The sequence below is a fragment of the Saliphagus sp. GCM10025317 genome (assembly GCF_042663665.1).
GTDB lineage: Archaea > Halobacteriota > Halobacteria > Halobacteriales > Natrialbaceae > Natronosalvus.
Genome location: NZ_JBHTAQ010000005.1, coordinates 1,094,782 through 1,117,902, shown reverse-complemented (window position 1 = coordinate 1,117,902; position 23,121 = coordinate 1,094,782). Strand labels below are relative to the sequence as shown.

At 64.7% G+C, this 23,121-nt stretch carries 23 protein-coding genes; 12 read left to right on the top strand and 11 right to left on the bottom strand.

The window, feature by feature from the left end:
* Positions 1-154: 154 nt before the first annotated feature.
* Positions 155-1,246, top strand: coding sequence for an NADH:flavin oxidoreductase/NADH oxidase (locus ACFQS4_RS07545; protein ID WP_497903025.1), 1,092 nt, complete (start codon positions 155-157; stop codon positions 1,244-1,246).
* Between the two features lie 14 nt (positions 1,247-1,260).
* On the opposite strand, the gene ACFQS4_RS07540 is transcribed toward ACFQS4_RS07545, so the two are convergent.
* Together ACFQS4_RS07540 and ACFQS4_RS07535 are read right to left on the bottom strand one after the other, a co-directional pair.
* On the bottom strand, positions 1,261-2,409 hold the full coding sequence (locus ACFQS4_RS07540; RefSeq protein ID WP_497903024.1) for a mechanosensitive ion channel family protein: 1,149 nt from the start codon (positions 2,407-2,409) through the stop codon (positions 1,261-1,263).
* A gap of 93 nt (positions 2,410-2,502) precedes the next feature.
* Positions 2,503-3,066: a thioredoxin family protein gene (locus ACFQS4_RS07535; protein ID WP_497903023.1), complete on the bottom strand. Its 564-nt coding sequence runs from the start codon at positions 3,064-3,066 to the stop codon at positions 2,503-2,505.
* A gap of 443 nt (positions 3,067-3,509) precedes the next feature.
* On the opposite strand from ACFQS4_RS07535, the gene ACFQS4_RS07530 reads away from it, so the two are divergent.
* The 3 genes from ACFQS4_RS07530 (at position 3,510) to ddfA (ending at position 6,037) form a co-directional block, all read left to right on the top strand.
* Positions 3,510-4,658: an MBL fold metallo-hydrolase gene (locus tag ACFQS4_RS07530; protein WP_497903022.1), complete on the top strand. Its 1,149-nt coding sequence runs from the start codon at positions 3,510-3,512 to the stop codon at positions 4,656-4,658.
* 154 nt (positions 4,659-4,812) lie between these two features.
* Positions 4,813-5,487, top strand: a complete 675-nt coding sequence (locus ACFQS4_RS07525) for a helix-turn-helix domain-containing protein (protein ID WP_497903021.1) — start codon at positions 4,813-4,815, stop codon at positions 5,485-5,487.
* A gap of 229 nt (positions 5,488-5,716) precedes the next feature.
* Positions 5,717-6,037, top strand: coding sequence for a DdfA family disk-determining factor (gene ddfA / locus ACFQS4_RS07520; RefSeq protein ID WP_497903020.1), 321 nt, complete (start codon positions 5,717-5,719; stop codon positions 6,035-6,037).
* Between the two features lie 184 nt (positions 6,038-6,221).
* Here ddfA and ACFQS4_RS07515 read toward each other — a convergent pair whose 3' ends face one another.
* Positions 6,222-6,623 carry a helix-turn-helix domain-containing protein gene (locus ACFQS4_RS07515; protein WP_497903019.1) on the bottom strand — a complete coding sequence of 134 codons (402 nt, stop codon included), beginning with the start codon at positions 6,621-6,623 and terminating at the stop codon, positions 6,222-6,224.
* Positions 6,624-6,970: 347 nt separating this feature from the next.
* On the opposite strand from ACFQS4_RS07515, the gene ACFQS4_RS07510 reads away from it, so the two are divergent.
* Positions 6,971-7,411, top strand: a complete 441-nt coding sequence (locus tag ACFQS4_RS07510) for a DUF302 domain-containing protein (RefSeq protein WP_497903018.1) — start codon at positions 6,971-6,973, stop codon at positions 7,409-7,411.
* A 4-nt stretch (positions 7,412-7,415) separates the two neighbouring features.
* Positions 7,416-7,976 carry a class I SAM-dependent methyltransferase gene (locus tag ACFQS4_RS07505; protein WP_497903017.1) on the top strand — a complete coding sequence of 187 codons (561 nt, stop codon included), beginning with the start codon at positions 7,416-7,418 and terminating at the stop codon, positions 7,974-7,976.
* A gap of 32 nt (positions 7,977-8,008) precedes the next feature.
* Here the strand turns inward: ACFQS4_RS07505 and ACFQS4_RS07500 are convergent, their stop codons facing one another.
* Entirely contained in the window at positions 8,009-8,647 is a 639-nt protein-coding gene (locus ACFQS4_RS07500; protein ID WP_497903016.1) for a class I SAM-dependent methyltransferase, read from the bottom strand.
* A 106-nt stretch (positions 8,648-8,753) separates the two neighbouring features.
* Between ACFQS4_RS07500 and aglM the strand changes: the two genes are divergently transcribed.
* The gene (aglM, locus tag ACFQS4_RS07495; RefSeq protein ID WP_497903015.1) at positions 8,754-10,070 is read left to right on the top strand and encodes a UDP-glucose 6-dehydrogenase AglM; all 1,317 of its coding nucleotides are present in this window, start codon (positions 8,754-8,756) and stop codon (positions 10,068-10,070) included.
* A 98-nt stretch (positions 10,071-10,168) separates the two neighbouring features.
* Positions 10,169-11,251 carry an S-layer glycoprotein N-glycosyltransferase AglJ gene (aglJ, locus tag ACFQS4_RS07490; protein ID WP_497903014.1) on the top strand — a complete coding sequence of 361 codons (1,083 nt, stop codon included), beginning with the start codon at positions 10,169-10,171 and terminating at the stop codon, positions 11,249-11,251.
* Positions 11,252-11,368: 117 nt separating this feature from the next.
* Here aglJ and ACFQS4_RS07485 read toward each other — a convergent pair whose 3' ends face one another.
* Complete coding sequence (locus ACFQS4_RS07485; protein WP_497903013.1) at positions 11,369-11,698, bottom strand: DUF5789 family protein; 330 nt, start codon at positions 11,696-11,698, stop codon at positions 11,369-11,371.
* Between the two features lie 120 nt (positions 11,699-11,818).
* Between ACFQS4_RS07485 and ACFQS4_RS07480 the strand changes: the two genes are divergently transcribed.
* Positions 11,819-12,028, top strand: a complete 210-nt coding sequence (locus ACFQS4_RS07480) for a ribbon-helix-helix domain-containing protein (protein WP_253433767.1) — start codon at positions 11,819-11,821, stop codon at positions 12,026-12,028.
* Between the two features lie 157 nt (positions 12,029-12,185).
* On the opposite strand, the gene pstB is transcribed toward ACFQS4_RS07480, so the two are convergent.
* On the bottom strand, positions 12,186-13,046 hold the full coding sequence (gene pstB, locus ACFQS4_RS07475) for a phosphate ABC transporter ATP-binding protein PstB (protein ID WP_497903012.1): 861 nt from the start codon (positions 13,044-13,046) through the stop codon (positions 12,186-12,188).
* Positions 13,047-13,230: 184 nt separating this feature from the next.
* Between pstB and ACFQS4_RS07470 the strand changes: the two genes are divergently transcribed.
* Positions 13,231-13,932 (top strand): hypothetical protein, encoded by a 702-nt coding sequence (locus ACFQS4_RS07470; protein WP_497903011.1) that lies wholly within the window; start codon positions 13,231-13,233, stop codon positions 13,930-13,932.
* Positions 13,933-13,983: 51 nt separating this feature from the next.
* On the opposite strand, the gene ACFQS4_RS07465 is transcribed toward ACFQS4_RS07470, so the two are convergent.
* Positions 13,984-14,502, bottom strand: coding sequence for a hypothetical protein (locus ACFQS4_RS07465; RefSeq protein WP_497903010.1), 519 nt, complete (start codon positions 14,500-14,502; stop codon positions 13,984-13,986).
* Positions 14,503-14,870: 368 nt separating this feature from the next.
* Here ACFQS4_RS07465 and ACFQS4_RS07460 point away from each other — a divergent pair, with 368 nt between their 5' ends.
* Positions 14,871-15,488 (top strand): VOC family protein, encoded by a 618-nt coding sequence (locus ACFQS4_RS07460; protein WP_497903009.1) that lies wholly within the window; start codon positions 14,871-14,873, stop codon positions 15,486-15,488.
* Positions 15,489-15,514: 26 nt separating this feature from the next.
* Here ACFQS4_RS07460 and ACFQS4_RS07455 read toward each other — a convergent pair whose 3' ends face one another.
* Complete coding sequence (locus ACFQS4_RS07455; protein ID WP_497903008.1) at positions 15,515-17,314, bottom strand: hypothetical protein; 1,800 nt, start codon at positions 17,312-17,314, stop codon at positions 15,515-15,517.
* Between the two features lie 513 nt (positions 17,315-17,827).
* Here ACFQS4_RS07455 and ACFQS4_RS07450 point away from each other — a divergent pair.
* The gene (locus ACFQS4_RS07450) at positions 17,828-19,198 is read left to right on the top strand and encodes a hypothetical protein (protein ID WP_497903166.1); all 1,371 of its coding nucleotides are present in this window, start codon (positions 17,828-17,830) and stop codon (positions 19,196-19,198) included.
* A gap of 388 nt (positions 19,199-19,586) precedes the next feature.
* Here ACFQS4_RS07450 and ACFQS4_RS07445 read toward each other — a convergent pair whose 3' ends face one another.
* The 3 genes from ACFQS4_RS07445 to gyrA form a co-directional block, all read right to left on the bottom strand.
* Positions 19,587-20,021: a type II toxin-antitoxin system VapC family toxin gene (locus ACFQS4_RS07445; RefSeq protein WP_497903007.1), complete on the bottom strand. Its 435-nt coding sequence runs from the start codon at positions 20,019-20,021 to the stop codon at positions 19,587-19,589.
* Positions 20,022-20,030: 9 nt separating this feature from the next.
* Positions 20,031-20,282: an AbrB/MazE/SpoVT family DNA-binding domain-containing protein gene (locus ACFQS4_RS07440; RefSeq protein ID WP_312912348.1), complete on the bottom strand. Its 252-nt coding sequence runs from the start codon at positions 20,280-20,282 to the stop codon at positions 20,031-20,033.
* A 235-nt stretch (positions 20,283-20,517) separates the two neighbouring features.
* Positions 20,518-23,070 carry a DNA gyrase subunit A gene (gene gyrA / locus ACFQS4_RS07435; RefSeq protein WP_497903006.1) on the bottom strand — a complete coding sequence of 851 codons (2,553 nt, stop codon included), beginning with the start codon at positions 23,068-23,070 and terminating at the stop codon, positions 20,518-20,520.
* Between the last annotated feature and the right edge of the window lie 51 nt (positions 23,071-23,121).

The following is a 23,121-nucleotide window of genomic DNA, read 5'->3' as shown; positions in this document are numbered from 1 at the left end:
AAAAATATAGTAATATGGTGCATTTCGTTTCGAACGACGCTCCCCTCGAGTGAACCGACGGCAAACTCGAGTCGAATCGAACGCGAATCCTCGATTGCGGCAAGGACGTCGCTTGTCGGGCCGGTTTTCCGCATCGAACTCGTCTCTTCGCTCGATGACGAACCTGTTCTCGCCACTGCGGCTTCGCGATCTCGAGATCCCCAACCGCATCGCCGTCTCGCCGATGTGCCAGTACTCCTCGCCGAACGACGGCCTGGCGCGGGAGTGGCACCGCGTCCACCTCGGCAGCCGGGCCGTCGGCGGGGCGGGGCTGGTGATGGCCGAGGCGACGGCCGTCGAGGAACGCGGACGCATCTCGACGCACGACCTGGGCATCTGGAGCGACGCCCACGCCGAAGCGCTCGAGCCAGTCACCGCGTTCCTGAAATCGCAGGGGTCGGTGCCGGCGGTCCAGCTCGCCCACGCCGGCCACAAGGCCAGCAAGAACCAGCCCTGGGAGGGGAACGTCCCCGTTTCGCTCGCAAACGGCGGCTGGGAGGTCCTGTCGCCCTCGCCCGAAGCGTACCCATTCGAGCACGAACCCGAAGAAATGCGCCGGGCCACCACGGGGGACATCGAGGGCGTGATCGACGCCTTCCGCGAGAGCGCGAAACGGTCGCTCGCGGCCGGCTTCAAGGTCGCGGAGGTCCACGCCGCCCACGGCTACCTGCTCCACCAGTTCCTCTCGCCGGTGACAAACCGCCGCGAGGACGACTACGGCGGCAGCTTCGAGAACCGGACCCGGATCGTCCGGGAAGCGACAGCGGCGGTGCGGGAGGTGTGGCCCGACGACCTTCCCGTATTCGTCCGCATCTCTGGCACCGACTGGCTCCCCGACCGGGAGTCCTGGGACCTCGGGCAGTCGAAGCGCCTCGCTGCCGACCTGGTGGACCTCGGCGTCGACCTGATCGACGTCAGCTCCGGCGGCGTTCACCCCGACCAGCAGGGACCGTCGGGACCGAACTACCAGGTGCCCCTGGCGGAGGGGATCGACGAGGCCGTCGGCGACGAGGTCGCCGTGGGCACGGTCGGCGGCATCACGCGAGCCGAGCAGGCCGACGCCCTCGTGCGAAACGAACGCGCTGACCTGGTGCTCGTCGCTCGCGAGTTCCTGCGGGATCCGTACTTCCCGCTCCGGTGGGCCGACGACCTGGGGCTCGAGGGGCCCGAGTGGCCGGTGCAGTACCGGCGAGCCGTCGGCAAGTGATCACGGTCGAGAATTCAATCGGTCGGCTGACCGACCTCGAGTCCTTCCCGTGAGCCCTCGGTAATCGGGAACCCGTCGTCGCCTCGCGGGGCGTGGACTCGCTGGGGGAAGGGAATCTCGATCCCTTCCCGCTCGAATCGCTCCGTCACCGCCTCGATCGCCGCAGTCTGGGCATCGAGCTGGCGACGCTTCGTCGGGTCGCCGATCCAGACCTGGAGTTCGAGGACGATCGCCGAATCGCCGAACCGCCTGGCGACGACCTGCGGATCCGGACTCGTTCGGATTTCCTCGAGGTCCTCGACGGCGTTGACGACGACCGCCCGCGCCCGCTCGAGGTCGGTGTCGTAGTCGACGCCGATCTCGACGTCGACGCGGAGCTGGTCGTTTTCGGAGTAGTTGACAAGCTGGCTGTCGGTGATCTCGTCGTTCGGTACGAGGACGTGTTTCTCGGTGAACGTCTGTATTTTCGTGTTGAAGATGGTCACGTCGGTGACGATCCCGGTCGTGTCGTTGACCTCGATCCAGTCGCCGACGCGAAACGGCCGCGAGAAGAGCAGGATGAACCCGGCGAGCATCGCGGCGAGCGTTTGCCGGGCGGTGAGCGCGACGATCGCGGTGACCGCGCCGGCCCCGATGAAGATGTTGGTGAGGTCTACGCCCCAGATAGTGAGGATGAGCGAGGCGGTCCCGAGAACGATCGCGACGTCGGTGACGTGGTAGGCGACTTCGCGCTGGTGGGTCGTGATCGCGTCGGTCTCACTGAGTTTGTCGATCGAGCGGTTGACGAACCGGATCGCCAGGTACGCGACGGCCACCAGCGCCGCGGTAACGAGTTGCTGGGCAGCCGTGAATCGATTGACCTGGGCCGTCTCGAGCGTGTACGCCAGCACGTAGGTGACGTGCCAGACGACGCTGAGCGCGTAGACGGAACCGGCGACGAGCACGCCCATCGCCGCGACGGTCGTCGCTTCGGCGACCTGGACGCCGTAGCGGCGTCGAAGGGAGGGGTGGCCCAATCGGGCGAGCCAGAACCCGAGAACGACCCCGAGTACGATGACGACGGTCGCCAGTAGTTGCGCCTCGAGCGTCGAGAGGTACGTCTCCTGAATGGAGGGAAGCGGCTCCGGGCGAAGCGCCTGGAGCGGGCGGACAGCGGCGACCATACGAACGGCGCCTATGGGTGCAACGATATAAGGAGCGCGGCCGGCAGTTTCAACGTCGGTAGCGATGGTGACGGGAAATGGCTCGAGACCCGATCAGTCGTCGGTCCACTTGATCGAGCAACCCCGGGAGGGCTGCCACTCGAGGTCGACCGATTCGCCGGCGAGGACGTCGTTGATCGCCTTCCGAATGTGGTAGCGACTGGGCTCGTCGTCGGGGTTCGGTGCGTCGTCGAGTCGACCCTGGTAGACCAGCCTGAACTCGTCGCCGTCGCGTTCGAAGAGGAACGGATCGGGCGTACAGACGGCACCGTAGGCCTTCGCGACGGCCTGGGTCCGATCCCGGAGGTAGGCGTCGTAGGCGATCGTTCCGTCCTCGACGAGTTCCTGCATCCGGTCGAAGGAGTCCTCGGGATACTCCTCGGAATCGTTCGAGTTGATTCCGACGACCGCCACGTCGTCGTACTCGGCGGCGATGTCGTTGAGCAGGTCGATCTTCGCCTTCGCGTACGGACAGTGGTTGCAGGTGAAGACGACCAGCAGGGCTTTGGCATCGGCGAAGGACTCCAGCGTGTAGGTCTCGCCGTCGACGCCCTCGAGTTCGAACGTCGGCGCGGGGTCGCCGGCCTCGAGTTCGCTCTCGGATTCTTTCATGACCATAGGGGAGTGTGCAACCGTATCCTCCTTAAGCGCCCCGTTCCCGAAATCAGATGTCGAAGAAGATCAGCAGGCTAAAGAGCGCCACGGCGACGCCCATCGCGCGAGTGACCGCGACTTTCCAGTCAACCGGCTCCACACTGAATCAGGATCGTTTGCTGCCGATGGAGTCCAACTGTTCTTCGAACCGGGCGAGTTTGTCGGGCCAGAGCGCCCCGGCGAGTCCGACCGCGATGACGACCGTTCCCGGTATCGGATTGACCATACCTGGTAGTTACAGTTCGGCGACATATTCTTTCTGCTCGCTGTACCGCGGGAGGATCGAAACCGGGCTCGAGTGCCAATTCCGCGGCCTCGCGGCCGTAACGGTAGGCTCGAGCCCGATGATCTTGCAAGGGAGATGCATTTGCGCGTCCTGCTCGCAGTAACAGTGTACGGAGGCACCCATGGTACGCCAGATCACCGCCGAACGACTCGCCGATATGATTGACGAGGGCGAGTCGTTCACGCTCATCGATACGCGCCCGGAGGACAGTTACGAGGGGTGGCACATTCGAGGCACGAAGAACGTTCCCTTCGGGCCGAACGACGACCTCACAGAGCAACAACGAAACCACATCGGTAACAGCGACGACGCCGGATCCATCGTCGCAATCTGCGGGAAAGGGCTCACCTCGACGTCGTTCAGTTTCGAACTCGAGACCATCGGGTACGATGACGTCAGCGTCGTGAAAGGTGGGATGGAAGACTGGAGCAAAGTGTACGAGGTCGTCCCCATCGACACCGAACGCGAGGATCTCGTGATCGTCCAGGTACAGCGGCGAGCGAAGGGCTGTCTCGGGTACGTCGTCGGCTCGAGCGCGTCGGGACGAGCCGCCGTCGTCGATCCCACCCGCCAGACGGACCGGTTCAAGGTGGTTACCGAAGAGGCCGGCCTCACGATCGAGCGCGTCCTGGACACGCACGTTCACGCCGACCACGTCTCGGGCGGCCGGACGCTCGCCGACGAACTCGGCGTCCCCTACCACCTCGGGGAACGTGCGAGCGAACGCGGCGTCGAGTACGACTACGAACCGCTAGCCGACGGGGAGACGATCGACGTCGGCGGCGTGGAATTCGAAGCGCTTCACACGCCAGGGCATACGACGGAGATGATGAACTACCGCGTCGACGGCGAGGCCGTCCTGACGGGGGACACGCTGTTCGTCGAATCCGTCGGACGGACGGAACTCCAGTTCGGCGACGAGGACGCCGCTGACGGCGCCGAGTTGCTCTACGATTCCCTCCACAAGACGCTCCTCGAGTTTCCCGAGGACACGCGCGTCCTGCCCGGCCACATCTCGGTCTCGGCGGACGGCGTCTACGAGGTGGGCTCGCCGGGCGACGCGATCGAGGCCCGACTCGGGACGCTTCGAGACGAACTCGAGCTCCTGGGCCTCGAGAAGGAGGCGTTCGTGAGCCGCCTCGTCGACAACACGCCCGAGAAGCCAGCGAACTACGAGCGCGTCATCGAAATTAACACCGGGCAGGAGACGCTCGAGGACGAGCAGGAGGCGACTGAACTCGAGATGGGGCCGAACAACTGCGCGGCCTGATCGCTGCGTTCTCAGCGACGCTATCCTCCTCGAGTACGACGACGCGAGACGTTCATTTACCCAGAATGTGCCGAGAAAACGCCGATTCTCGATGTCGCTACTACCAAATCAGTGGTCTCCGTTTTACGGTCGTGCTCGTCGAACGACGACTACGATGAGCGTCTTGACGGAACTCACGATCCCGGCCGACGAGTTCGTCCTCGCGGATACGTTGACGGCGTCGCCGGACATGCACATCGAGATCAAGCGCGTCGTGGGCGGGAAGTCCACCGTCACGCCCTACCTCTGGGCCTCCGGCGAGGGGTTCGACGCCTTCGAGAAACAACTCCGGGACGACGACATGGTTCGGGAGGTCCTCATGCTCGAGGAGCAAGACGAGCGGTCGAACGATGACGGCACGGAGGAACGATTTTACCGGGTGACCTGGGAGATGGACGTGCCAAATCTCATCACGGCCGTCTCGGACGCGAGGGCGACCGTGCTCGAGGCGGTGAGCAACGAAGCACACCGATGGGAGGTGAAGATTCTCTTTCCCGGCGAGCAATCCCTCTCTGACTTTCACGAGTACTGCGTCGAACACGGCTTTTCGTTCGAACCCCAGCGCGTGTACCGGCCCGAAAACCCGGAAGAACAGGCGGAGTACGGCGTCACAGCCGAGCAACAGGAAGCACTCGAGGCAGCCTATCACGCCGGATACTTCGACGTCCCCCGCGATCGAACGCTGACGGACCTCGCGACCGAACTCGACATCTCGCGAAACGCGCTGTCCGCTCGGCTCCGGCGCGGCCAGCGAAACCTCCTCGCCAACACACTCGTGCGCGAAAAGTGAACGATTGTTCACGGCTCCCTTCGTGGTGGTGAGACGGGACCCGTTATAAACGCCGTGCGTGCTACCACAACAGACCTATCCGCTCGCCTCACCAAGGATAAATCGGCGAAGGGAGTGGTATTATGTACACTATCGAACGGTCTACAGCACCCGCTGCGAGGCGTACAGGAGACAGTGTGGGGAACAGTCTTGCAAGTATCGGTAAAACCAGGAGTGCGTATCTGTTAGAATGACAATTGACCACCAGAATTCACCGTCTGTCAGCCATCGTGTCGTGAACGCGGTCGCCAGGAAGGAGGGGATCGATCCGATCGATCTGGAACCGCTGTATCACGCGATCGATCCGGATAGCCTCGACAGGCTGTTCTCGAGCGAGGCGGCAGCCGAGGACCGGGCGGCCGACGAACTCACGTTTACGTTCACCGGCTATCGAGTCACCGTCTCCGCCGACGGATCGGTCGACGTGGCCACGATCAGCGGAGACGGCGGGCAACCGAGTTCGATCGACCGGTCAGCCACACCGTCAGGCGAACCGAACACCCCCGATTGAGCGAGCACCGACACGACTGCCGGTGTGGCGAAATCGACAAGATGTCATGAGGCAATCTAGTTTCTCGGTGGACCGAGCATCGCGTCGGTTGCGGTTTGGTATCGGTCCCGACTCGCTCGAGAGTGACGTCTCGAACCGACAAAAGTGGGAGAACTGCTCGAGCTAGCTGACTACGAACGGTCGACTATCCTTCGGCGGGGGCCGTCGCCTCGGCCTGCTCGTACTTGTCCTCGAACTCCTGGATCAGCTGACCCATCTTCGCGTACCAGTCGTTGAGCAGGCGCTGCATGTCGCCGGCGATCTTCGACGGATCGGTCGGCGAGTAGACGTGATAGTAGCCGCCCTGGTCGTAATTGACCTGTTCTTTCTGGATGAAGCCCGTCTGGAGCAGGCGCTGGACGGATCGGTAAGCCGTCGACCGCTCGCGGTCGACCGCCGCCGCGATTTCGTCTACTGTGAGCGGTTCCTCGGCTTCCACCAGCACCTCGAAACACGCTCTGTCGAGTTGTTTGAGGCCGTGAAAACACTCGAGGAGGCCCTCACAGACCATGTCTTGCTGGAGTTGCTCGGCCATCGAGTTAGGCATCAGTATCGCTCGTAGGTAGCGGCCGAGCCGTTAAAAGATTTGTGTATAGATTGCACAATTCCGGCTCGACCGACGCTGGAGGCCGGAAATCGAGGACGACGCCTCAGCGAGGGAATCGGGCCGACGGCGACGGAGTCGTTCTCGAATACTGCAAGAGCGACCGGCGATCGAAGAGGGCCTCGATTGGGGAGCGTTCGTTCGATCCGGGCATTCGTTCGACTATCGGCTTGATCCCGGCGAGTCAGGTTCGTACGTCCCCGTATTCACCCGAACGCCGAAGTCGAGCGAGACACGTTCCGAACCGCCGTCGAAAGAACTTTTCTCGCCGGACCCACTACTTCACACGAATGACGCTCCCTATCGACCCGGCCGAGATCGACCCCGACGACATCGGCGCGAAACAGACCACCCTCGAGATGGACCACGAGGACGCGATCGAGCACGTGCGCGGGGTGTTCACCGACGCCGGCTTCGGCGTCCCCGTCGAGTTTTCCCCCTCGGAGTTACTCAACGAGAAAGTCGACGCCGACCGGGAACCCTACTACGTCCTCGGGGCCTGCAACCCGGCCATCGCGGACGAGGCGCTCGAAGTTTCGGACAACAAAATCGGCGCGATTTTCCCGTGTAACGTCGTCATCTGGGAGGAGTCGCCCGGCACTCAGCGCGTCTACCACGTGAGCATCATGCGCATCGCTCGACTCGTCGGAATGGCTCCGGACGACGACGCGATGGCCGACATCGTGGCCACGACTAGCGAACTGGTCGACGACGCCTTCGCGAACCTCTAATCCCATGGGACACCACACTTTCGACGCCTCTCGGGCGGATAAACTCGAGCGCGCCGAGCGCCGGTACCGATTCTGCTCGAGGGAGGAGTTGTGCTGGGCGCTCGACCCCGCAGAAACCGACACCGTGGCCGACCTCGGGAGCGGGACGGGGTTTTTCACCGACGACGTGGCCCCCCACGTCGAGACGGTGTACGCCGTCGACCTCCAGGAGGCGATGCACGACTACTACCGCGAGAAGGGCGTCCCCGAGAACGTCGACCTCGTCACGACGGACGTGAGCGACCTCCCGTTCGAGGACGGGGACGTCGACGCCGCGTTCTCGACGATGACCTACCACGAGTTCGCGAGCGAGGCGGCCCTCGAGGAGGTCCGACGCGTCCTGGCGCCGGGTGGACGACTCGCCATCGTCGACTGGGCTGCGAGCGGCACCGGCGAGGACGGCCCGCCGACCGACGAGCGATACAGCGCCGACGAGGCGACCGAAGCCCTCGAGGCCGCAGGCTTCGCCCTCGAGCACGTGGCGGTCCGTCCGGAGACGTTCTTGCTGGTCGCAACGCTCGAGTAGCGTTCGTCCGAATCGCGACGATCGAACGACGATCACACCCGTTTTCGCATCCGCCCCCGAACGAACGGCCGCACCGGCGTCACCCCGAGGTTCACCCGCTCGAGTTCGAGTACGTCGAAGGCTCGGTCTGCTGCGAACAGCGACGCAGTTTGTCGAGTCAGATGACAGCCGCCGGCAGCCCGTTTCCAGAGCGGTTCGACCAGCGACTGGACCCGCTCGCGCCAGCCGTCGTCTCGAACGTGCTCGAGAAAGCGAAACTCGCCGCCGGAACGGAGGACGCGCTCGACTTCCTCGAGGGCGGTCTCGGTGCCCGGAATCGTACAGAAGACCAGCGAGGCGACGACGACGTCGAAGGACTCGTCCGGGTAGGGAAGCGACTCGGCCCGGGCGTCTCGCAGGTCGACCGCGAGGCCCAGGTCGGTGGCCGTCGACGCGGCCTGGCGGCGCATGTGTGGGTCGGGTTCGATGGCGTGGAACGTCACGTCTCCGTCGGGCACCTGGGCGAAGTACGGAAAGAGGGCGCCCGTTCCCGCGCCGACGTCGAGCACCCGGCCCTCGAGGCCGTCGACCAGGTACTCGCGGTGGGGACGAAGCAGGGTTCGTTCGGCGAGTGCGGTCGCCGGATCGTAAATCGCTGCGAGCAGCGGGTGGGAGGAATCGTCCGTCGCCATAGGGTCCGATACGTGCCGAAGGGCCATCCGTGTTGGTGGTTCCCTCGAGGAGGGCTCGGGCGACGAACCCAAAAATCACTACCCCATCGGGTGCCTTGAGCACTGCATGAACGTCTCCATCGTCGGCAGCGGCTACGTCGGCACGACGATCGCGGCCTGTCTCGCGGACCTCGGTCACGACGTCACGAACGTCGAGATCGACCAGGACACGGTCGACGCGATCAACGCCGGCGAGGCACCCATCCACGAAGCGGGCCTCGCGGAACGAATCGCCGAGACCGCGGGCGAGCGGTTGCGGGCGACCACCGACTACGGTGCCGTCCGGGAGACCGACCTCACTTTTCTCTGTCTGCCGACGCCCCAGCACGACGACGGAAGCCTCGACCTGACGGCGATGCGCGCGGCCTCGAAGTCGCTCGGGGCCGCCCTCGCCGAGAAGGACGGCGACCACCTCGTCGTCGTCAAGAGCACCGTTTTGCCGGGGACGACCGAGGACGTCGTCGGCCCGATCGTCAGCGAGGCGAGCGGACGACCTGTGGGCGAGGGCCTCGAGCTGGCGATGAACCCCGAGTTCCTCCGGATGGGCACCGCCGTCCAGGACTTCCTCGAGCCCGAGAAGGTCGTCGTGGGGGCGACCGACCCGGCGGCAGCCGACACCCTGCGGGAACTCTACGCTCCCATGCGCGAACGCGGGGCGGACTTCGTCGAGACCGGCGTCCGCGAGGCCGAGTTGATCAAGTACGCCAACAACGCCTTCCTCGCCTCGAAGGTCTCGCTGGTGAACGAACTCGGGAACGTCGCCAAGGCCTACGGCGTCGACGCCTACGAGGTGCTCGATGCCGTTGGACTCGACGACCGCATCTCCGAGCGGTTCATGCGCTCGGGACTCGGCTGGGGCGGCTCGTGTTTCCCCAAAGACGTCAACGCCCTCCGGGCGGGCGCGCGAGAGCAAGGCTACGATCCCGAGCTCCTGGACGCCGTCGTCCGCGTCAACGACGGGCAGCCCCGTCGGCTCGTGGACCTGTTATCGAACCACGTCGACCTCGAGGGCGCCCGGATCGCTGTCCTCGGCCTGGCGTTCAAACCCGGGACCGACGACGTCCGGAAGTCCCGCGCGCTCGAGGTCATCGACGCCCTCCTCGAGCGAGGCGCGACCGTCGTCGGGTACGATCCGGTCGCCACGGACAATCTTCGAACGGCGTACCCCGCGTACGCCGACCGCGACGGCCTCGAGTACGCCGCGAGCGCCGCGGACGCACTCGAGGGCGCCGACGGGGCCGTCGTCGCGACCGACTGGCCCGAGTTCGACGACCTCGCGGGGGCGCTCGAGGGGATGGCCAGGCGAGTACTCGTCGACGGGCGTCGCATCGACGTCTCCGACGCGGAAGCGGATCTCGAGGTCTACGAGGGGCTCACCTGGTGAGTGGCGAGTCGTCAGGGGGGCATTACTTCCATCGGAAATGCGAATAGTCACCGAATACACCAGTACGTTTTTCCAATCCGGGCGTCGAGTGCATTCCAATGGACGAGCACGCAGGGATCGAGTCCGCCGCATCCGACGGCGACGCATCATCATCACTCGCGGATGAAAACGCTGACGCGGACGGCGATGCGAACGCGACTAGCGACGCCGACGAGGAATCTCGCTCGTCAACCATCGATCACCCCCTCTCGCCCGAACAGGTCTGTATTCTACTCCCCACGCTCGAGGAGGCCGCAACGATCGGAGGAATCGTCGATCAGTTTCGCGAACGCGGCTACGAGAACGTCCTCGTCGTCGACGGCGACTCGAGCGACGGCACGCGCGACATCGCCCGCGAGCACGGCGCTCGCGTGCTGACCCAGTCCGGCTCCGGAAAGGGGCAGGCCGTCCGCGAAGCCGTCGAGTACATCGACGCGCGCTACGTCCTCATGCTCGACGGCGACGGCACCTACGACCCGGCCGACGCCGAGACGATGCTCGAGCCGCTGACACGGGGCTACGAACACGTCATCGGCAACCGCTTCGCGAACATGGATGACGACGCGATGAAGCGCCTCAACGGAGTCGGCAACCGGATGATCAACGGCGCGTTCGGGTTCATCCACGGGGCCCACTATGAGGACATCCTCTCGGGCTATCGCGCGTTTACTCGCGACTCGTTCGAGCGACTCCTCCTCGATTCCGACGGGTTCACCATCGAGACGGAACTCGCCGTCGAGTGCGTCCGCCACGGCGTCGAGACGGCCGTCGTCCCGGTGAGTTACCGGGCCCGCCCCGACGAGTCAGAGACGAACCTCCACCCCGTCTGGGACGGCGGGACGATCATCCTGACGCTGTACTCGCTGGCGAAGACGAACAATCCGCTGTTTTACTTCGGGAGCGTCGGCGCCGCGTCGGTCATCTCGGGAATCGCCCTCGCGGGCTACGTCCTCTGGCGCTGGATCCAGTACAGTTCCGGCCACGAAATCCTCGCCGTCGTCTCCGCGGCTGCCATCTTGCTCGGCGTTCAGTTGCTCATGTTCGGCGTCCTCTCGGATATGATCGTCACTCTCCACCGCGAACAGCGCCGACGCCTCGAGCAGGTTCGCCTCGAGAGCCGCCGGGATCGAGACGATCAATAGAACTGGTTCCGGGGTTCTCGAGGTGAGTCGAGGACTGACCAGGATGGACGTCGAATTGACACGGTCAGAAGGGACGTTGAACTGATACGGTCAAAGGGGGGCGTCGAACCAAACCGATCAGAACGGAAGCAGCGTCCGGACCTGCCGGAGAAAGCCGCCCGAGTGGTTCTTGCGATACTCCTCGAAGACGGGATGTAAGGCGTTGAGCAACTCCTGCCGGCTCTCGAATCGCTCCCGGTCGACGTGCTCGAGCGCCGTTTCGAGTCCGACCGTATTCCCGTGCGCGTCGTAGGGGATGTTGGCGTCGCCGAGTGCGGCCGAGACGTCCGCTCTCGAGGCGGGAAACGAGAGGTCACCTCGTTTGAGGCGGGCGTCGACGGCGGCGATGCCAAATTCGATGCTCGTCGGCTCGTCGTCGGGTCCGTTCGATGGTGGCCGGACTCCCATGGGGTACCATACCACCTCGGGACCGAAAATGGCTACGCTCTCGAGACGGCTCGAGCGCTCACGGATTTTCGCCTGCAGTGGGAATCTTTACGCCGGTCCGTCGCCCAGTTTCGACATGAGATGACCGAATACACGACGGTCTCGATCCCGAAGGATCTCGCGGCGCGCGTCGAGGAGACTATCGAGGGCACGAGCTTTCAGAGTACGAGCGACCTCACCCGGTTTCTCCTGCGGAGTATCGTGATCCAGCACCAGAAGTCCGGTCAGCTCACGGAGGCCGAGTTCGAGGAGATCGCCGAACAGCTCCGGGGGTTGGGCTATCTGGAGTGATCGGGCACACCGAACCGCCCGCCTCGAATACCCGATTGCACCAATCTGCTCGACTCGAGTAACCGAGCACACCGAACCGTTCGCTCCGGGTCGTCGCTCGAGGGCCACAGAACGCGAGAATCAATCGAGCGTCCTCGGTCTCGGTCTCGACCTCGAGTCACCCGAATTTTCCGGTGATGTAGTCCTCGACGCGCTGGCTCTCGGGGTTTTCGAAAATCTTCGTCGTATCGTCGAACTCCACGAGTTCCCCACCGGTGAGAAACACGGCGGTCTTGTCCGAAATTCGGGCCGCCTGCTGCATGTTGTGGGTGACGATCACGACTGTGTACTCCTCGGCCAGGGTCTCGACCAGATCCTCGATTTTCGAGGTGGCGACAGGGTCGAGCGCCGACGCTGGCTCGTCCATCAGGATGACCTCCGGATCGGTAGCAATGGCACGAGCGATGCACAGGCGCTGTTGCTGGCCACCCGAAAGGTCCAGGCCGCTCGAGTCCAGTTGATCCTCGACCTCCTCGAGCAACGCAGCGCGCTCGAGGGCGGTGCGAACCTGCTCCTCGAGGTCGTCGTCCTTGCCCTGGACCCGGAGTCCGTAGGCGACGTTGTCGAAGATGCTCTTCGGGAAGGGGTTCGGTTGCTGGAAGATCATGCCGATCTTCCGGCGGAGGGCGACGGGGTCGACGTCGTCGTCGTAGACGTTCTTGCCGTGGAAGAACAGGTCGCCCTCGACGCGAGCAACGTCAATGAGGTCGTTCATGCGGTTGATCGATCGCAAGAACGTCGACTTCCCACAGCCCGAGGGGCCGATGAGCGCCGTCACCCGTCGTTCGGGAATGTCCATCGTGATGCCGTCGAGCGCCTGGGTGTCGCCGTAGAAGACGTCGAGGTCGCGCGACTGGATCACGGGCGACTCGACCCCGGGCGATCCTCGCGGGCTGGCGATCTCGGTCATCGAGGTCACGCCGGAGTCGCCGGTAATGCTCTTTGAGAGTTCCCCGGATTCGGGTCGGTTGGCGGTCATGCGCGGTAGGTCACTAGTCACCCCTCGAGCAGTTACCTGTTGTGGAAGTATACACCACCTCGAGGCCGCAAACGTGCCGAGACCACGAACGTGCTCGAGACGAATCGCGATCTCAGTTCCATGGCTCAAAGAGCCGTTTCACGTTACCTGACAATTATACGCGGTCAGCGTGAATCGTCGATCGATGAAACGCAGGACGCTCCTAGCTGCTCTCGGTACGACGACGGCGTTCGCCGGCTGTCTCGCAGACAGTTCTCGAGGAGCGGACGAAAACCGGACGCCGGACGAAACAGGTTCTCCGAACGAGACCGATACCACGAGCGAGACAACCGGCGAGGACAGCGATAAGGCGGTCGATGGCACGGTTCTCGCCCATTTCGACGACGGGCCAACGCGGCCTGAATGCGAACGAGATGCCGAAACGATCCCTGTCGAGTACAACAGTGGCGAGACGCGAGCGTTCGAAACCGCGGCGACGATCCCATACCCTGACGCACCGACGGAATTCACCGAGGACGACGTCGTCCAGTTCGTCGACGATTTCGAGCACACGTACGTGAACCGCTCCGTTCTCTGTCGCTCGAGTTCGCGGTCAAATCACGTCCTCGGCGTCCAGTACGACGTGCGTCGGCGGAAAACGTTCGACCGGGACGACGACGTCACGACCGTCTTTCTCCTCAGAGCGCGCGGCGCCTCGTCGATTCTCCACGAGGATGGCAGCGTTTCGGCCGCAGGTATTGCGTACACGGGCGTCGTCTACGCCGTGGACGAGACCGGTGCGGCCAGAGCCGAGTTCGACGATGCACAGAGACTCGAACCCTACGAGTACGAGGCGAACGCCCCGGATCCCCTCGAGACGGGGGAACTGGTCGTGGTCTTCGACTGATGGAGGAAGTCGTTCTCGGCCGTGACGGGGTTATTCGGCCAAAATTGGCTGCTACATCGATGTCGATCGGCCGGTGCTCGAGTCCCGTTCTTGCCGCGAATCGAAAATCTCCGCGTACCACTCCGCGGCCAGCGACTCGAGGTCGGCGCTCGCCGCCGTCGCGGAGTGTGACTCTCCCATTCCGCGCCAGGTGACCGACACCCGCGAGATCGGGACCAGCGCCAGGCCGCCGACGGTGACCGGCCCCTCGCTCGTCCGCACGATCCACTCGGTTCGCAGCCAGGAGGCCGAGCGGGTGACCGACTCGACGCTCCCGCCGGCGGCGACCCACTCCTCGACGAGCGATTCGGTCACGCGACGGACGCGACGCTGGCCGAGCCAGTGAGCGGCGATACCGGCGGCGACCAGCGTTCCGAAGGCGACGAGGGCGAACTCGAGGCCGCCCGCGGTGAGGTTCGCGGAGGCCGCGAGGCCGGAGGCCACGAGGACGAGGGCGACGACCCGCAGGTCGAAGGCGTTGGGGACGGTGCCGTCCCAGTCGGTGCGCGCGGCGGCGGACTCAAGTGACATCTGAGGGTCGCTTGTGAGCGTGTTTGGGTAGGTTCGAGGGTGGCCAGATGCACGCGTTAAGTGGGTCGACGTCGAGTTGGGTCCCGGTTTCGAGGACGATTGAGTGGTTCACAACCGAAGCGCCGCGTGACCGCGTCGTCCCGACGAGGACCTGCCCTCCCCCGGGTCACGGCGCTCTCGCTGCGTACGCCGCGCTCGAGCGCCGTTCCCGGCCGTGTGTGTCGTGGTCGTGGCGGTGCTGTGGCCTGGCGGTGGCGTCCTCTCGAGCGGTAACGACGATGAGCGACGGCGTACTCGAGTCGCGATTTGGATCCAGGTGACACCGACGTTAGCGGAAATGTATGTACGTCCGGCGTCTACGAGAAGGTATGAGCGACGACTTCGAGATTACCGCCGACCGACCCGACAGCCCCATTCAGACCACCGGCACCGACCACATCACGCTGATCGGTTCGAACGCCGAGGACACCATCGCCTACTACCGAGACGTGCTGGGGATGCCCCTCGTCCTGAAACAACCGAACCTCGACGACCCGACATCGACGCACCTCTTCTTCGACACCGGGGACGGCCGGATCATCACGTTCTTCGTGAGCGACGACCGCCAGTCGAACCCGTCCCCGCTTCGCCACCAGATCGGTTCGGTCCACCACCTCGCGTTCAGCATCGATCCCGAGCGCTTCGTCGACACCCGGGAAGCCCTCGAGGAGGCCGGCTACGGCTACAACGAGTTCGATCGGGGCATCTTCCACTCCCTCTATACCAGGGACAACAACGGCCTGACCATCGAACTTGCCACGGACAAGTTCTCGATTCCCGACGACCGCCGTGCCGAGGTGCTCGCGACGACCCAGCGGCTCCGCGAGGAGGACGGCTCGGACTTCGCCGAGGAGCGACACATGGAGGCCGCCCTCGAGGAACTGGGGATCGACGTCGAGAAGCAGGAACTGCCGGACGCGCCGACGGGAGCGGGCGTCGATAACTGACGCCGAGTTCGAGTTCCGCCGTCTTACTAGGAGGGCGTCCCCTCCACCGAATACATCGTGAACTCCTCGCTCGAGACCAATCGATCCGCGTAGGGCTCGCGCTCGATTCCTTCCAGGGCTTCCTCGGAGTGGTGGAGTTCGTCGTACACCTCGAGTTCCCTCGCTTTATCGTAGGCACTTACGGTGAAGTAGTAGTCCGCGCCGTGGTAGGCCTCCCGGTAGTTGCCGTCCTCGAACTCCTCGACGAGGACCGCCCCGCTGGCGCCGCCGTCGTAGTTGATCTCGCTCCCGGCCTCGGTGCCGTAGTGGGCGTCGCCGTAGCGGTTGATTCCGTAGCCGAATCCGGCGTACAACCGCTCGTCGGCCCGGTGCTCGAGGGCGGTGTCGTAGCCGAACTGTTGCTGTTCGGTGACGTGCTGGGTCGGCTGGTAGATCAGCGGCGACGTGAACAGCGTCACGAGCGTCAGGACGAGACAGGCCGCGACGAAGACGGCGGCGAGCGCGTTCGCCCCCGGAGTCGTCAACGGTCCGGTCAGCCAACCGAAGAGGTGCGCGAGGGCGATTCCCGAGAGAATCGTCAGGACGACGTAGATGAACCCGACCTGTCGAAACGCCATCGTCGGCGTCCCGAGGAAGTAGACGACGAACATGCCGCCGAGGGGCACCAGCGCGAGCGCGAAGTAGGTGACGTACGAGCGGCCGTCGGGGTCGAGGCTCGTCCGCCCGAGCCACGTCGCGAGGACGAACAGCGCCGCGATCGCCCCGAGCACCGCGGCGACGAGGAACATGATCGCAAACAGTTCGAGTAAGCTGCCGCCCAGTTCCGTCAGCGAGCCGCTTCGTTGGCCGACGGTCGAGCCAGTCCCGATGTCGCGGCTGAACAGGCCGTAGACGAGCCCCGAGAAGGCGCGTCGGAACCGCGCGTTCGCGGCCGCCCAGACCACGAACAGGACGCCGAGCATGACCGCCGGCGCGAACAGCGACGGGTGGTGCACCATCGGGTGGTCGTCGTACCGGCGCTTCGCAAGGTACTGCACCCCGGCGAGCGCCCCGAGGAAGACGACCACGTTGATCATCTGCTGGGGGTGAACCAGCAGGAGGCCGATCCCGGCCAGGAACAGGCAGACGGTGAACGGCGAGATGCCGAACGGGAGGCGCTCGAGGTCCGACCGGCGGCTCACGAGCGCGACGGTCGCGAAGAGGGCGACGGGGACGACGAACAGCGCGTTGGAGTTCGTGTGCGGTCCCATGTGCGTCGCTACGTTGTTGATGGGGAGCACCATCCAGGAGGCGATGGCGGCGAATCCGGCAGCGGCGCCCGTTCCCGAGATGTCGCGTGCGATGAGCGGGACGAAGACGACGAACGGGACGAACAGGAGGACGACGGCGATCAGGAGCGCCCGCTCCATCGAGACACCGCCGCCGAGGTGGAGGGTCGTCGCAACGGCGTGGAGCCCGGGGTAGAACAGTTCGTGGGGCTGCATCGTCCCCTGGACGAAGTCCCGGACCCACCCCAGGTGGGTGAGCGAGTCGCCCATCCCCTGGAAGTGGTAGTTGCGGATCACCGGCAGGCTGACGATGCTCGTCACCGCGAGCCCGCCGAGGGCGATGGCGCCGGCCTGGTACCACCCTCGAGTGCCGATAGTCACCCCGACCGCGACGGCCAGCGCGAGGCCGAACGCGACCCAGGTGAGCGTCGGCGTGCCCGTGTAAATCGACGATTCGTACCCCGAAGGTGGGGACCGATGCGCGACGGCGATAGCGGTCGCCACGGCGAGAAACCCGACCGCGAGGACGAGATCCAGCAGGGTTCGTCTCTGCGTCATCGACTCACCCGTGCGAGGCGACCGTCGACGGTGGCTGGCGTGACAGTTCGCATTGGTGAAATGCCTCGAGAAGAGAGGGGTTTGTTATCCTCCGCCTACCCCCTCGCGACACGTTCGCGGTTTTGAAACGCCAGGGCGTCGCCCCGGAGAGCGACCGATTCGCGCACGCCGACCGCCGATATCGGTCCCGCTTTCACACGAATGGATCCCGTTCGAGGCGATGGACGACGCTCGAAGCGACGGATCGCGCCGCGGAAACCGGAGTAGAGCGAATCAAGCAGAGTCGGAGGGAGACAGACGAGTGCTCGGGCGGACGGTAGATACGGCCGTCTATGGACGGTGATATGGCCGCCTATAGACCGCGGATACGGCCGCCTACCGATCTCTAGGCGGTGATTTCTACAACGCACGACGCATCAACGATTGTGCCTGTTTTTACCGTCCTCGGTGGTGGTCACGGGACGACCGGTCGTCACCCTCGAGCTGCAACTGGTGGCGACCCCGCTCTCGACCATGGCATCGATACACATCGACACCCCGACGACGGATGGACGCACCCTTCGAACGACCGTTCGCCCCTCGAGCGACCTCGCCCGGTTCTTCACCGGCGACCCGCTCGAGGTCACCTACGACGTCGACCTCGAGTCGGTCCCCGACTCGCTGCTCGTCGTCCCGGCGCTGGCCCAGGTGTGTCCGGTCGCCTGGGCCGCTGGCGCAGACGTCTACGTCGATACCGTCGACACGAAGTTCGTCTCGGCGCTCGAGGACGTCCAGGCGGCCATGCTCGAGATGTACGACTTCCTCGAGGGTGGCGACCTCTACGCCCGCAAGGTCGTCGACGTTGGCTCTTCCGGTTCGGTCGCGGGCGGTGGCGCTGTCGGCAATGGTGACAGCGGCGGTACCGGCGACGGCAACAACAGCAGCGAGAGCGGCCTTCTCTTCACCGGCGGCGTCGACTCCACGTGCTCGTACGTTCGCCACCGCGAGGAGGAACCCACGCTGATCAGTATCCGCGGGTGGACGATTACGCCCAACCGTTCGGCCGACGAGCAGTGGAACCACCTGGTCGACCGGGTGACCGACTTCGCCGCCGACCGCGGCCTCGAGACCGCCTTCGTCGAGGCCAACATGCTCTCCTTCCTCGATCACCCGATGTTGCTCGCTCACTACAAACGCTACGTCGACGGTGGCTGGTACAGCTCCGTCGGCCACGGCCTCGGTCTGCTGGGGCTCTGTGCCCCACTGGCCGCCGCCCGCGGCATCGAGGACCTCTACATGGCCGCCACCCACTGGGACGGGATCGACCTCGAGTGGGGATCTCACCCCGACATCGACGACAACGTCCGCTGGGACGGCACCCGATGTCACCACGACGCCTACGACCTGACCCGCCAGGAGCGCCTCGACGTGCTCGCCGCGTACGTCGAGAGCGACGCACCAGACCTCGAGCTTCAGACCTGTAACGACCGCATGGACGGCAACTGCGGGGTCTGTGAGAAGTGCTACCGGACGGCCGTCGGCCTCCGACTGGCCGGCCTCGAACCGACCGAACACGGCTACCCGTTCACCGACGACCGGTACCACGACCTTCGACGAGGGCTCGAGGGCGGCCGCTGGATTCTGGGCCAGGACGAGCGCTACATGTGGGAAGACATCCGTGACCGAGTTCGCGAGACCGAGCCGAGAACGGCGGCCGAACGCGCGTTCTTCGCCTGGCTCGAGTCCGCCGACCTCTCCGAGATCGTCGACAACTCGGGGTCGCCGCTGCGCCATCGCGTGCTCCGGGCGGGGGCCCGCAACGCGCCCGATCCGGTGTACACGACGCTGTACCCCGCCTGGAGTGTGGCGAAAGCGAGCTACCAGCGCCTCCTCACCAGGCGGTGAGCGGATCCGGGAACCGAGACCGACGGGCCGGGTGGCCGGGTAGCCGAGCGAGCGACCGGGTAGAGCCGACGAACCACCGCGGCGCGCGCTGTCGAGCGGCCCGAGCACCGCGAGGGTCGCTGTCCAATTCGCGCGAGGGGTGAGGAGCGCAGCGAAGCGAGCACCGCAATCGGCTGGGGAGGGCGAGGTTACTCAAGGGATCTACCCTGGCGTTCATTGAAACCCCTGGTTTAGAAGCGGTGTGCGGGGAATACACGCTTACTGTGTGTGCATCTCGCTGTGTGTGCGGCTCACTACGTGTGCGAATTGCGCGTCGACGTGAGCATCGATCGAGCAGCAACTTCAGCTGGTGATCGTCGAGTTGTGCTGAATTCGGGGCGCGCCTCGGTCACTCTGGGTGATACGGGCTCGTTGCGACGTCGAGTCGATAGACGTCATCTGCAGCGTCGAAATCGTCGTCGAACGCGTAAAGATACCCGAGCCCCTCCGCTTGCATGTACGCGACGATCGCGGCATCGACGAACGAGAAGCACTCGTGCTGCCGGAAGAGGGCTTTTGCCGCGGCAAATTCGTCCGCCGTCAGGGAATCGATGTGAAATTGCGTATTCTCTTCCACCCGATCCAAAAAATCGACAGCGGCGTCGTGACCCGCGTGCGTCGTCAACCCGTTTAGCGTCTCCACGAGGACGTAGTCGAGAATTACCGCCTCCGGGAGAGCAGCGGCGTCGATTCGCCTGAGGATAGGGAGGGCGTCGTCGTGTGCACTGTCACGGCGATACGCCGCCGCAAAGAGCACGGTCGTATCGACGAGTGCGCGTGGCATCTATCTCAGCTACTCGAGGTCGACGCCCCACGCGTCGTGTTGGCTCTCGGCCTCCGTCGCCTGATCGCCGTCGTAACCGTCGAAGTCGCTGAACGTCCCGGTGCGCTGCTGGACGACCTGCACTCGGAGCGTCCCGTCGTCCTCGACGTGCCAGCGGAGTCTGTCGCCGTCGTCGATGTCGAGTTCCCGACGGATGCGAGCGGGAATGTTCGCCTGATTCCCCGACACCTTGCTCTCGGAGTCGACACGCTCACTGCTCATGTCCGAAAGTACGATGCCGCCACTCATAAAGTATAGTGTGCGCCCACACTACCTCGACAGAGTGACGAATACGTCCGCTGAACCTCGATTGGACCCTGAATTCCTCGGCTCGAGCCGTCGATAGCACGTTCGATGTTTGGGCTTGTGGGTTTCAGGACAGATTCTCGAAACTGGCCGAGCCAGGTTCTCTCCGAAAGCGGTCTCTCGAGGTCGGCGAAGGAAAACGAGAGGCCGGTTATTCGTCGGTCGTCGAATCTGTGTCGACGGCCGCCTCGTCGATATCCGTCTCGTCAGCAACGTCTACGTCGTCGGCCTCCATCTCCTCGGCGTCCACACCGAGTTCCGCCGGAATCACGTCCACGCTGGCGACCGCGTCGCCCGCCTCGACGTCCATCACCGTCACGCCCATCGTGTTCCGACCGACCGTCGAAATCTCGCTCGCCCGCGTGCGCATGATCTGGCCGCGCTCGCTCATCAACACGAGTTCGTTGTCTTCCGTGACCGCCTTCACCGCCGTCACCGGGCCGTTGCGCTCGTTGGTCTTGATGTCGATCAATCCCTTCCCGTACCGCGACTGGGTCCGGTAGGCCGAGAGTACCGTCCGCTTGCCGTAGCCGTTCTCGGTCACCGTCAACAGCGCCCGCTCGTCGCCCTCGTCGGTCGAGACCAGTCCCGCGACAGCGTCGCCGTCCTCGAGTTTGATTCCGTTGACCCCGCGGGCGTTCCGGCCCATGGCTCGGACCTCGTCCTCGTCGAAGCGAATCGTCATCCCCTGTTCGGTCGCGATGACCAGGTCCTTCGACCCGTCGGTGACGTCCACGTCGACGAGTTCGTCGCCCTCCTCGAGGCTGGCGGCGATGATACCCGTCGAGAGGATGTTGTCGAATTCCTCGCCCGACGTCCGTTTGACGTACCCGTGTTTCGTTACCATCGTCACGCATTCGCCGTCACCGAAGGCGTCGGTGTCGACGATGGCCGTGATGTCCTCGCCCGGATCGAGGTCGAGGATGTTGACGGCGGATTTCCCTCGTGCCGTCCGGCTCATCTCCGGGATCTCGTAAGTCTTGAGCCGGTAGACCTGGCCGTGGTTCGTGAAGCACAGCAGGTAGTCGTGGGTGTTCGCCCGGAAGACCGTCGTCACGCGGTCCTCGTCCTTGATGTCCGCGCCGATGATCCCCTTGCCGCCCCGACCCTGGGCCTCGAAGTTCTCGATCGGCATCCGCTTGACGTAGTCGTCCTCGGTCATGACGACGAAGACGTCCTCCTGGGGGATCAGGTCCTCGTGAGTAACCGTCCCCATGTCCTCGATGATCGAGGTCCGCCGGTCGTCGGCGTACTCGTCTTTGATCTCGAGCAACTCCTCTTTGATGACTTCGTACAGCGCCGACTCGCTCCCGAGGATGGCCTCGAGGCGTTCGATTTCCGCCGTAACCTCCTCGTACTCGTCCTCGATTTCGGCCGACTCCATCGAGGTGAGGCTCCCGAGTTGCATCCGAACGATGTGCTCGGCCTGCGATTCGGAGAAGTCGAAGGTGGCCTCGAGACCCGCTCGCGCCTCGTCGCGGTCCTCGGAGTCCTGGATAAGGTCGACCACGTCGTCGATGTTCTCGAGCGCCTTCAGCCGACCCTCGAGGATATGGGCGCGGTCTTCCGCCTCCTCGAGGTCGTACTCGCTGCGCCGGCGGACGACCTCCTTGCGGTGGGAGATGTACTCCTGGAGCGTTTCCCTGAGCGTGAGCACCTTCGGCTGGCCGTCGACCAGCGCGAGGTTGATGACGCCGAAGGTTCGCTCTAAGTGGTTCTCGAGCAGTCGGTTCTTGACGACGTCCGTGTTCGCGCCGCGCTTGAGTTCGACCACGATGCGGACGCCGTCGCGGTCGGACTCGTCGCGCAGGTCCGAGATGCCCTCGAGGGCGCCCTCGGTGACGTCCTCGGCGATGCGCTCGACCAGGCGGGCCTTGTTCGCCTGGTAGGGCACTTCGGTGACGACGATGCGCTCGCGATCACGCTTCCACTCTTCGACCTCGAACTCGGCGCGAACACGGATGCGCCCGCGGCCGGTCTTGTACGCCGAGTAGATGGCGTCGCGGCCGACGATGTTGGCTCCCGTCGGGAAGTCGGGCCCCTTGACGTGTTCCATCAGGTCCTCGACGGTCGCGTCGGGATTGTCGATGAGTTCGACCGTCGCGTCGATCACCTCCCCTAAATTGTGCGGCGGAATGTTCGTCGACATCCCGACGGCGATGCCCGAGGAGCCGTTCACGAGGAGGTTCGGGAACGCCGCTGGCAGGACGTCCGGCTCCTGGAGGCGGTCGTCGTAGTTCGAGGAGAAGTCGACCGTATCCTTGTCGATGTCCTCGAGCAACTCCTCGGCGATGGCGGCCATGCGGGCCTCCGTGTACCGCTGGGCCGCGGGCGGGTCGCCGTCCATCGAGCCGAAGTTCCCCTGGCCGTCCACGAGCGGATAGCGCATCGAGAAGTCCTGGGCCATCCGGACCAGGGTGTCGTAGATTGCCTGGTCGCCGTGAGGATGGAAGTCACCCATCGTCTCCCCGACGATCGAGGAGGACTTGCGGTGACTCGAGCGACTCGTGACGCCCATCTCGTGCATCGCGTAGAGGATGCGCCGGTGGACGGGTTTGAGGCCGTCCTCGACCCGGGGGAGGGCGCGCCCGGCGATGACGCTCATCGCGTAGTCGATGTAACTCTGCTCCATCTCGTCTTCGATGCGGACCGGTTCGACCGAGGCCGCGTCGATGTCCGTCGGGTCTGGTACTTCGGAACTCATCGCTCGAGGGACACCTCCGTTCGTCGGTGGTCTCGTCGCCGTGTCGATTCG

Excerpts from the sequence above, each read along its gene's own strand:
- ACFQS4_RS07545 (WP_497903025.1), top strand. The coding sequence starts at position 155 with ATGACGAACCTGTTCTCGCCACTGCGGCTTCGCGATCTCGAGATCCCC.
- ACFQS4_RS07540 (WP_497903024.1), bottom strand. The coding sequence starts at position 2,409 with ATGGTCGCCGCTGTCCGCCCGCTCCAGGCGCTTCGCCCGGAGCCGCTT.
- ACFQS4_RS07535 (WP_497903023.1), bottom strand. The coding sequence starts at position 3,066 with ATGGTCATGAAAGAATCCGAGAGCGAACTCGAGGCCGGCGACCCCGCG.
- ACFQS4_RS07530 (WP_497903022.1), top strand. The coding sequence starts at position 3,510 with ATGGTACGCCAGATCACCGCCGAACGACTCGCCGATATGATTGACGAG.
- ACFQS4_RS07525 (WP_497903021.1), top strand. The coding sequence starts at position 4,813 with ATGAGCGTCTTGACGGAACTCACGATCCCGGCCGACGAGTTCGTCCTC.
- ddfA (WP_497903020.1), top strand. The coding sequence starts at position 5,717 with ATGACAATTGACCACCAGAATTCACCGTCTGTCAGCCATCGTGTCGTG.
- ACFQS4_RS07515 (WP_497903019.1), bottom strand. The coding sequence starts at position 6,623 with ATGCCTAACTCGATGGCCGAGCAACTCCAGCAAGACATGGTCTGTGAG.
- ACFQS4_RS07510 (WP_497903018.1), top strand. The coding sequence starts at position 6,971 with ATGACGCTCCCTATCGACCCGGCCGAGATCGACCCCGACGACATCGGC.
- ACFQS4_RS07505 (WP_497903017.1), top strand. The coding sequence starts at position 7,416 with ATGGGACACCACACTTTCGACGCCTCTCGGGCGGATAAACTCGAGCGC.
- ACFQS4_RS07500 (WP_497903016.1), bottom strand. The coding sequence starts at position 8,647 with ATGGCGACGGACGATTCCTCCCACCCGCTGCTCGCAGCGATTTACGAT.
- aglM (WP_497903015.1), top strand. The coding sequence starts at position 8,754 with ATGAACGTCTCCATCGTCGGCAGCGGCTACGTCGGCACGACGATCGCG.
- aglJ (WP_497903014.1), top strand. The coding sequence starts at position 10,169 with ATGGACGAGCACGCAGGGATCGAGTCCGCCGCATCCGACGGCGACGCA.
- ACFQS4_RS07485 (WP_497903013.1), bottom strand. The coding sequence starts at position 11,698 with ATGGGAGTCCGGCCACCATCGAACGGACCCGACGACGAGCCGACGAGC.
- ACFQS4_RS07480 (WP_253433767.1), top strand. The coding sequence starts at position 11,819 with ATGACCGAATACACGACGGTCTCGATCCCGAAGGATCTCGCGGCGCGC.
- pstB (WP_497903012.1), bottom strand. The coding sequence starts at position 13,046 with ATGACCGCCAACCGACCCGAATCCGGGGAACTCTCAAAGAGCATTACC.
- ACFQS4_RS07470 (WP_497903011.1), top strand. The coding sequence starts at position 13,231 with ATGAAACGCAGGACGCTCCTAGCTGCTCTCGGTACGACGACGGCGTTC.
- ACFQS4_RS07465 (WP_497903010.1), bottom strand. The coding sequence starts at position 14,502 with ATGTCACTTGAGTCCGCCGCCGCGCGCACCGACTGGGACGGCACCGTC.
- ACFQS4_RS07460 (WP_497903009.1), top strand. The coding sequence starts at position 14,871 with ATGAGCGACGACTTCGAGATTACCGCCGACCGACCCGACAGCCCCATT.
- ACFQS4_RS07455 (WP_497903008.1), bottom strand. The coding sequence starts at position 17,314 with ATGACGCAGAGACGAACCCTGCTGGATCTCGTCCTCGCGGTCGGGTTT.
- ACFQS4_RS07450 (WP_497903166.1), top strand. The coding sequence starts at position 17,828 with ATGGCATCGATACACATCGACACCCCGACGACGGATGGACGCACCCTT.
- ACFQS4_RS07445 (WP_497903007.1), bottom strand. The coding sequence starts at position 20,021 with ATGCCACGCGCACTCGTCGATACGACCGTGCTCTTTGCGGCGGCGTAT.
- ACFQS4_RS07440 (WP_312912348.1), bottom strand. The coding sequence starts at position 20,282 with ATGAGCAGTGAGCGTGTCGACTCCGAGAGCAAGGTGTCGGGGAATCAG.
- gyrA (WP_497903006.1), bottom strand. The coding sequence starts at position 23,070 with ATGAGTTCCGAAGTACCAGACCCGACGGACATCGACGCGGCCTCGGTC.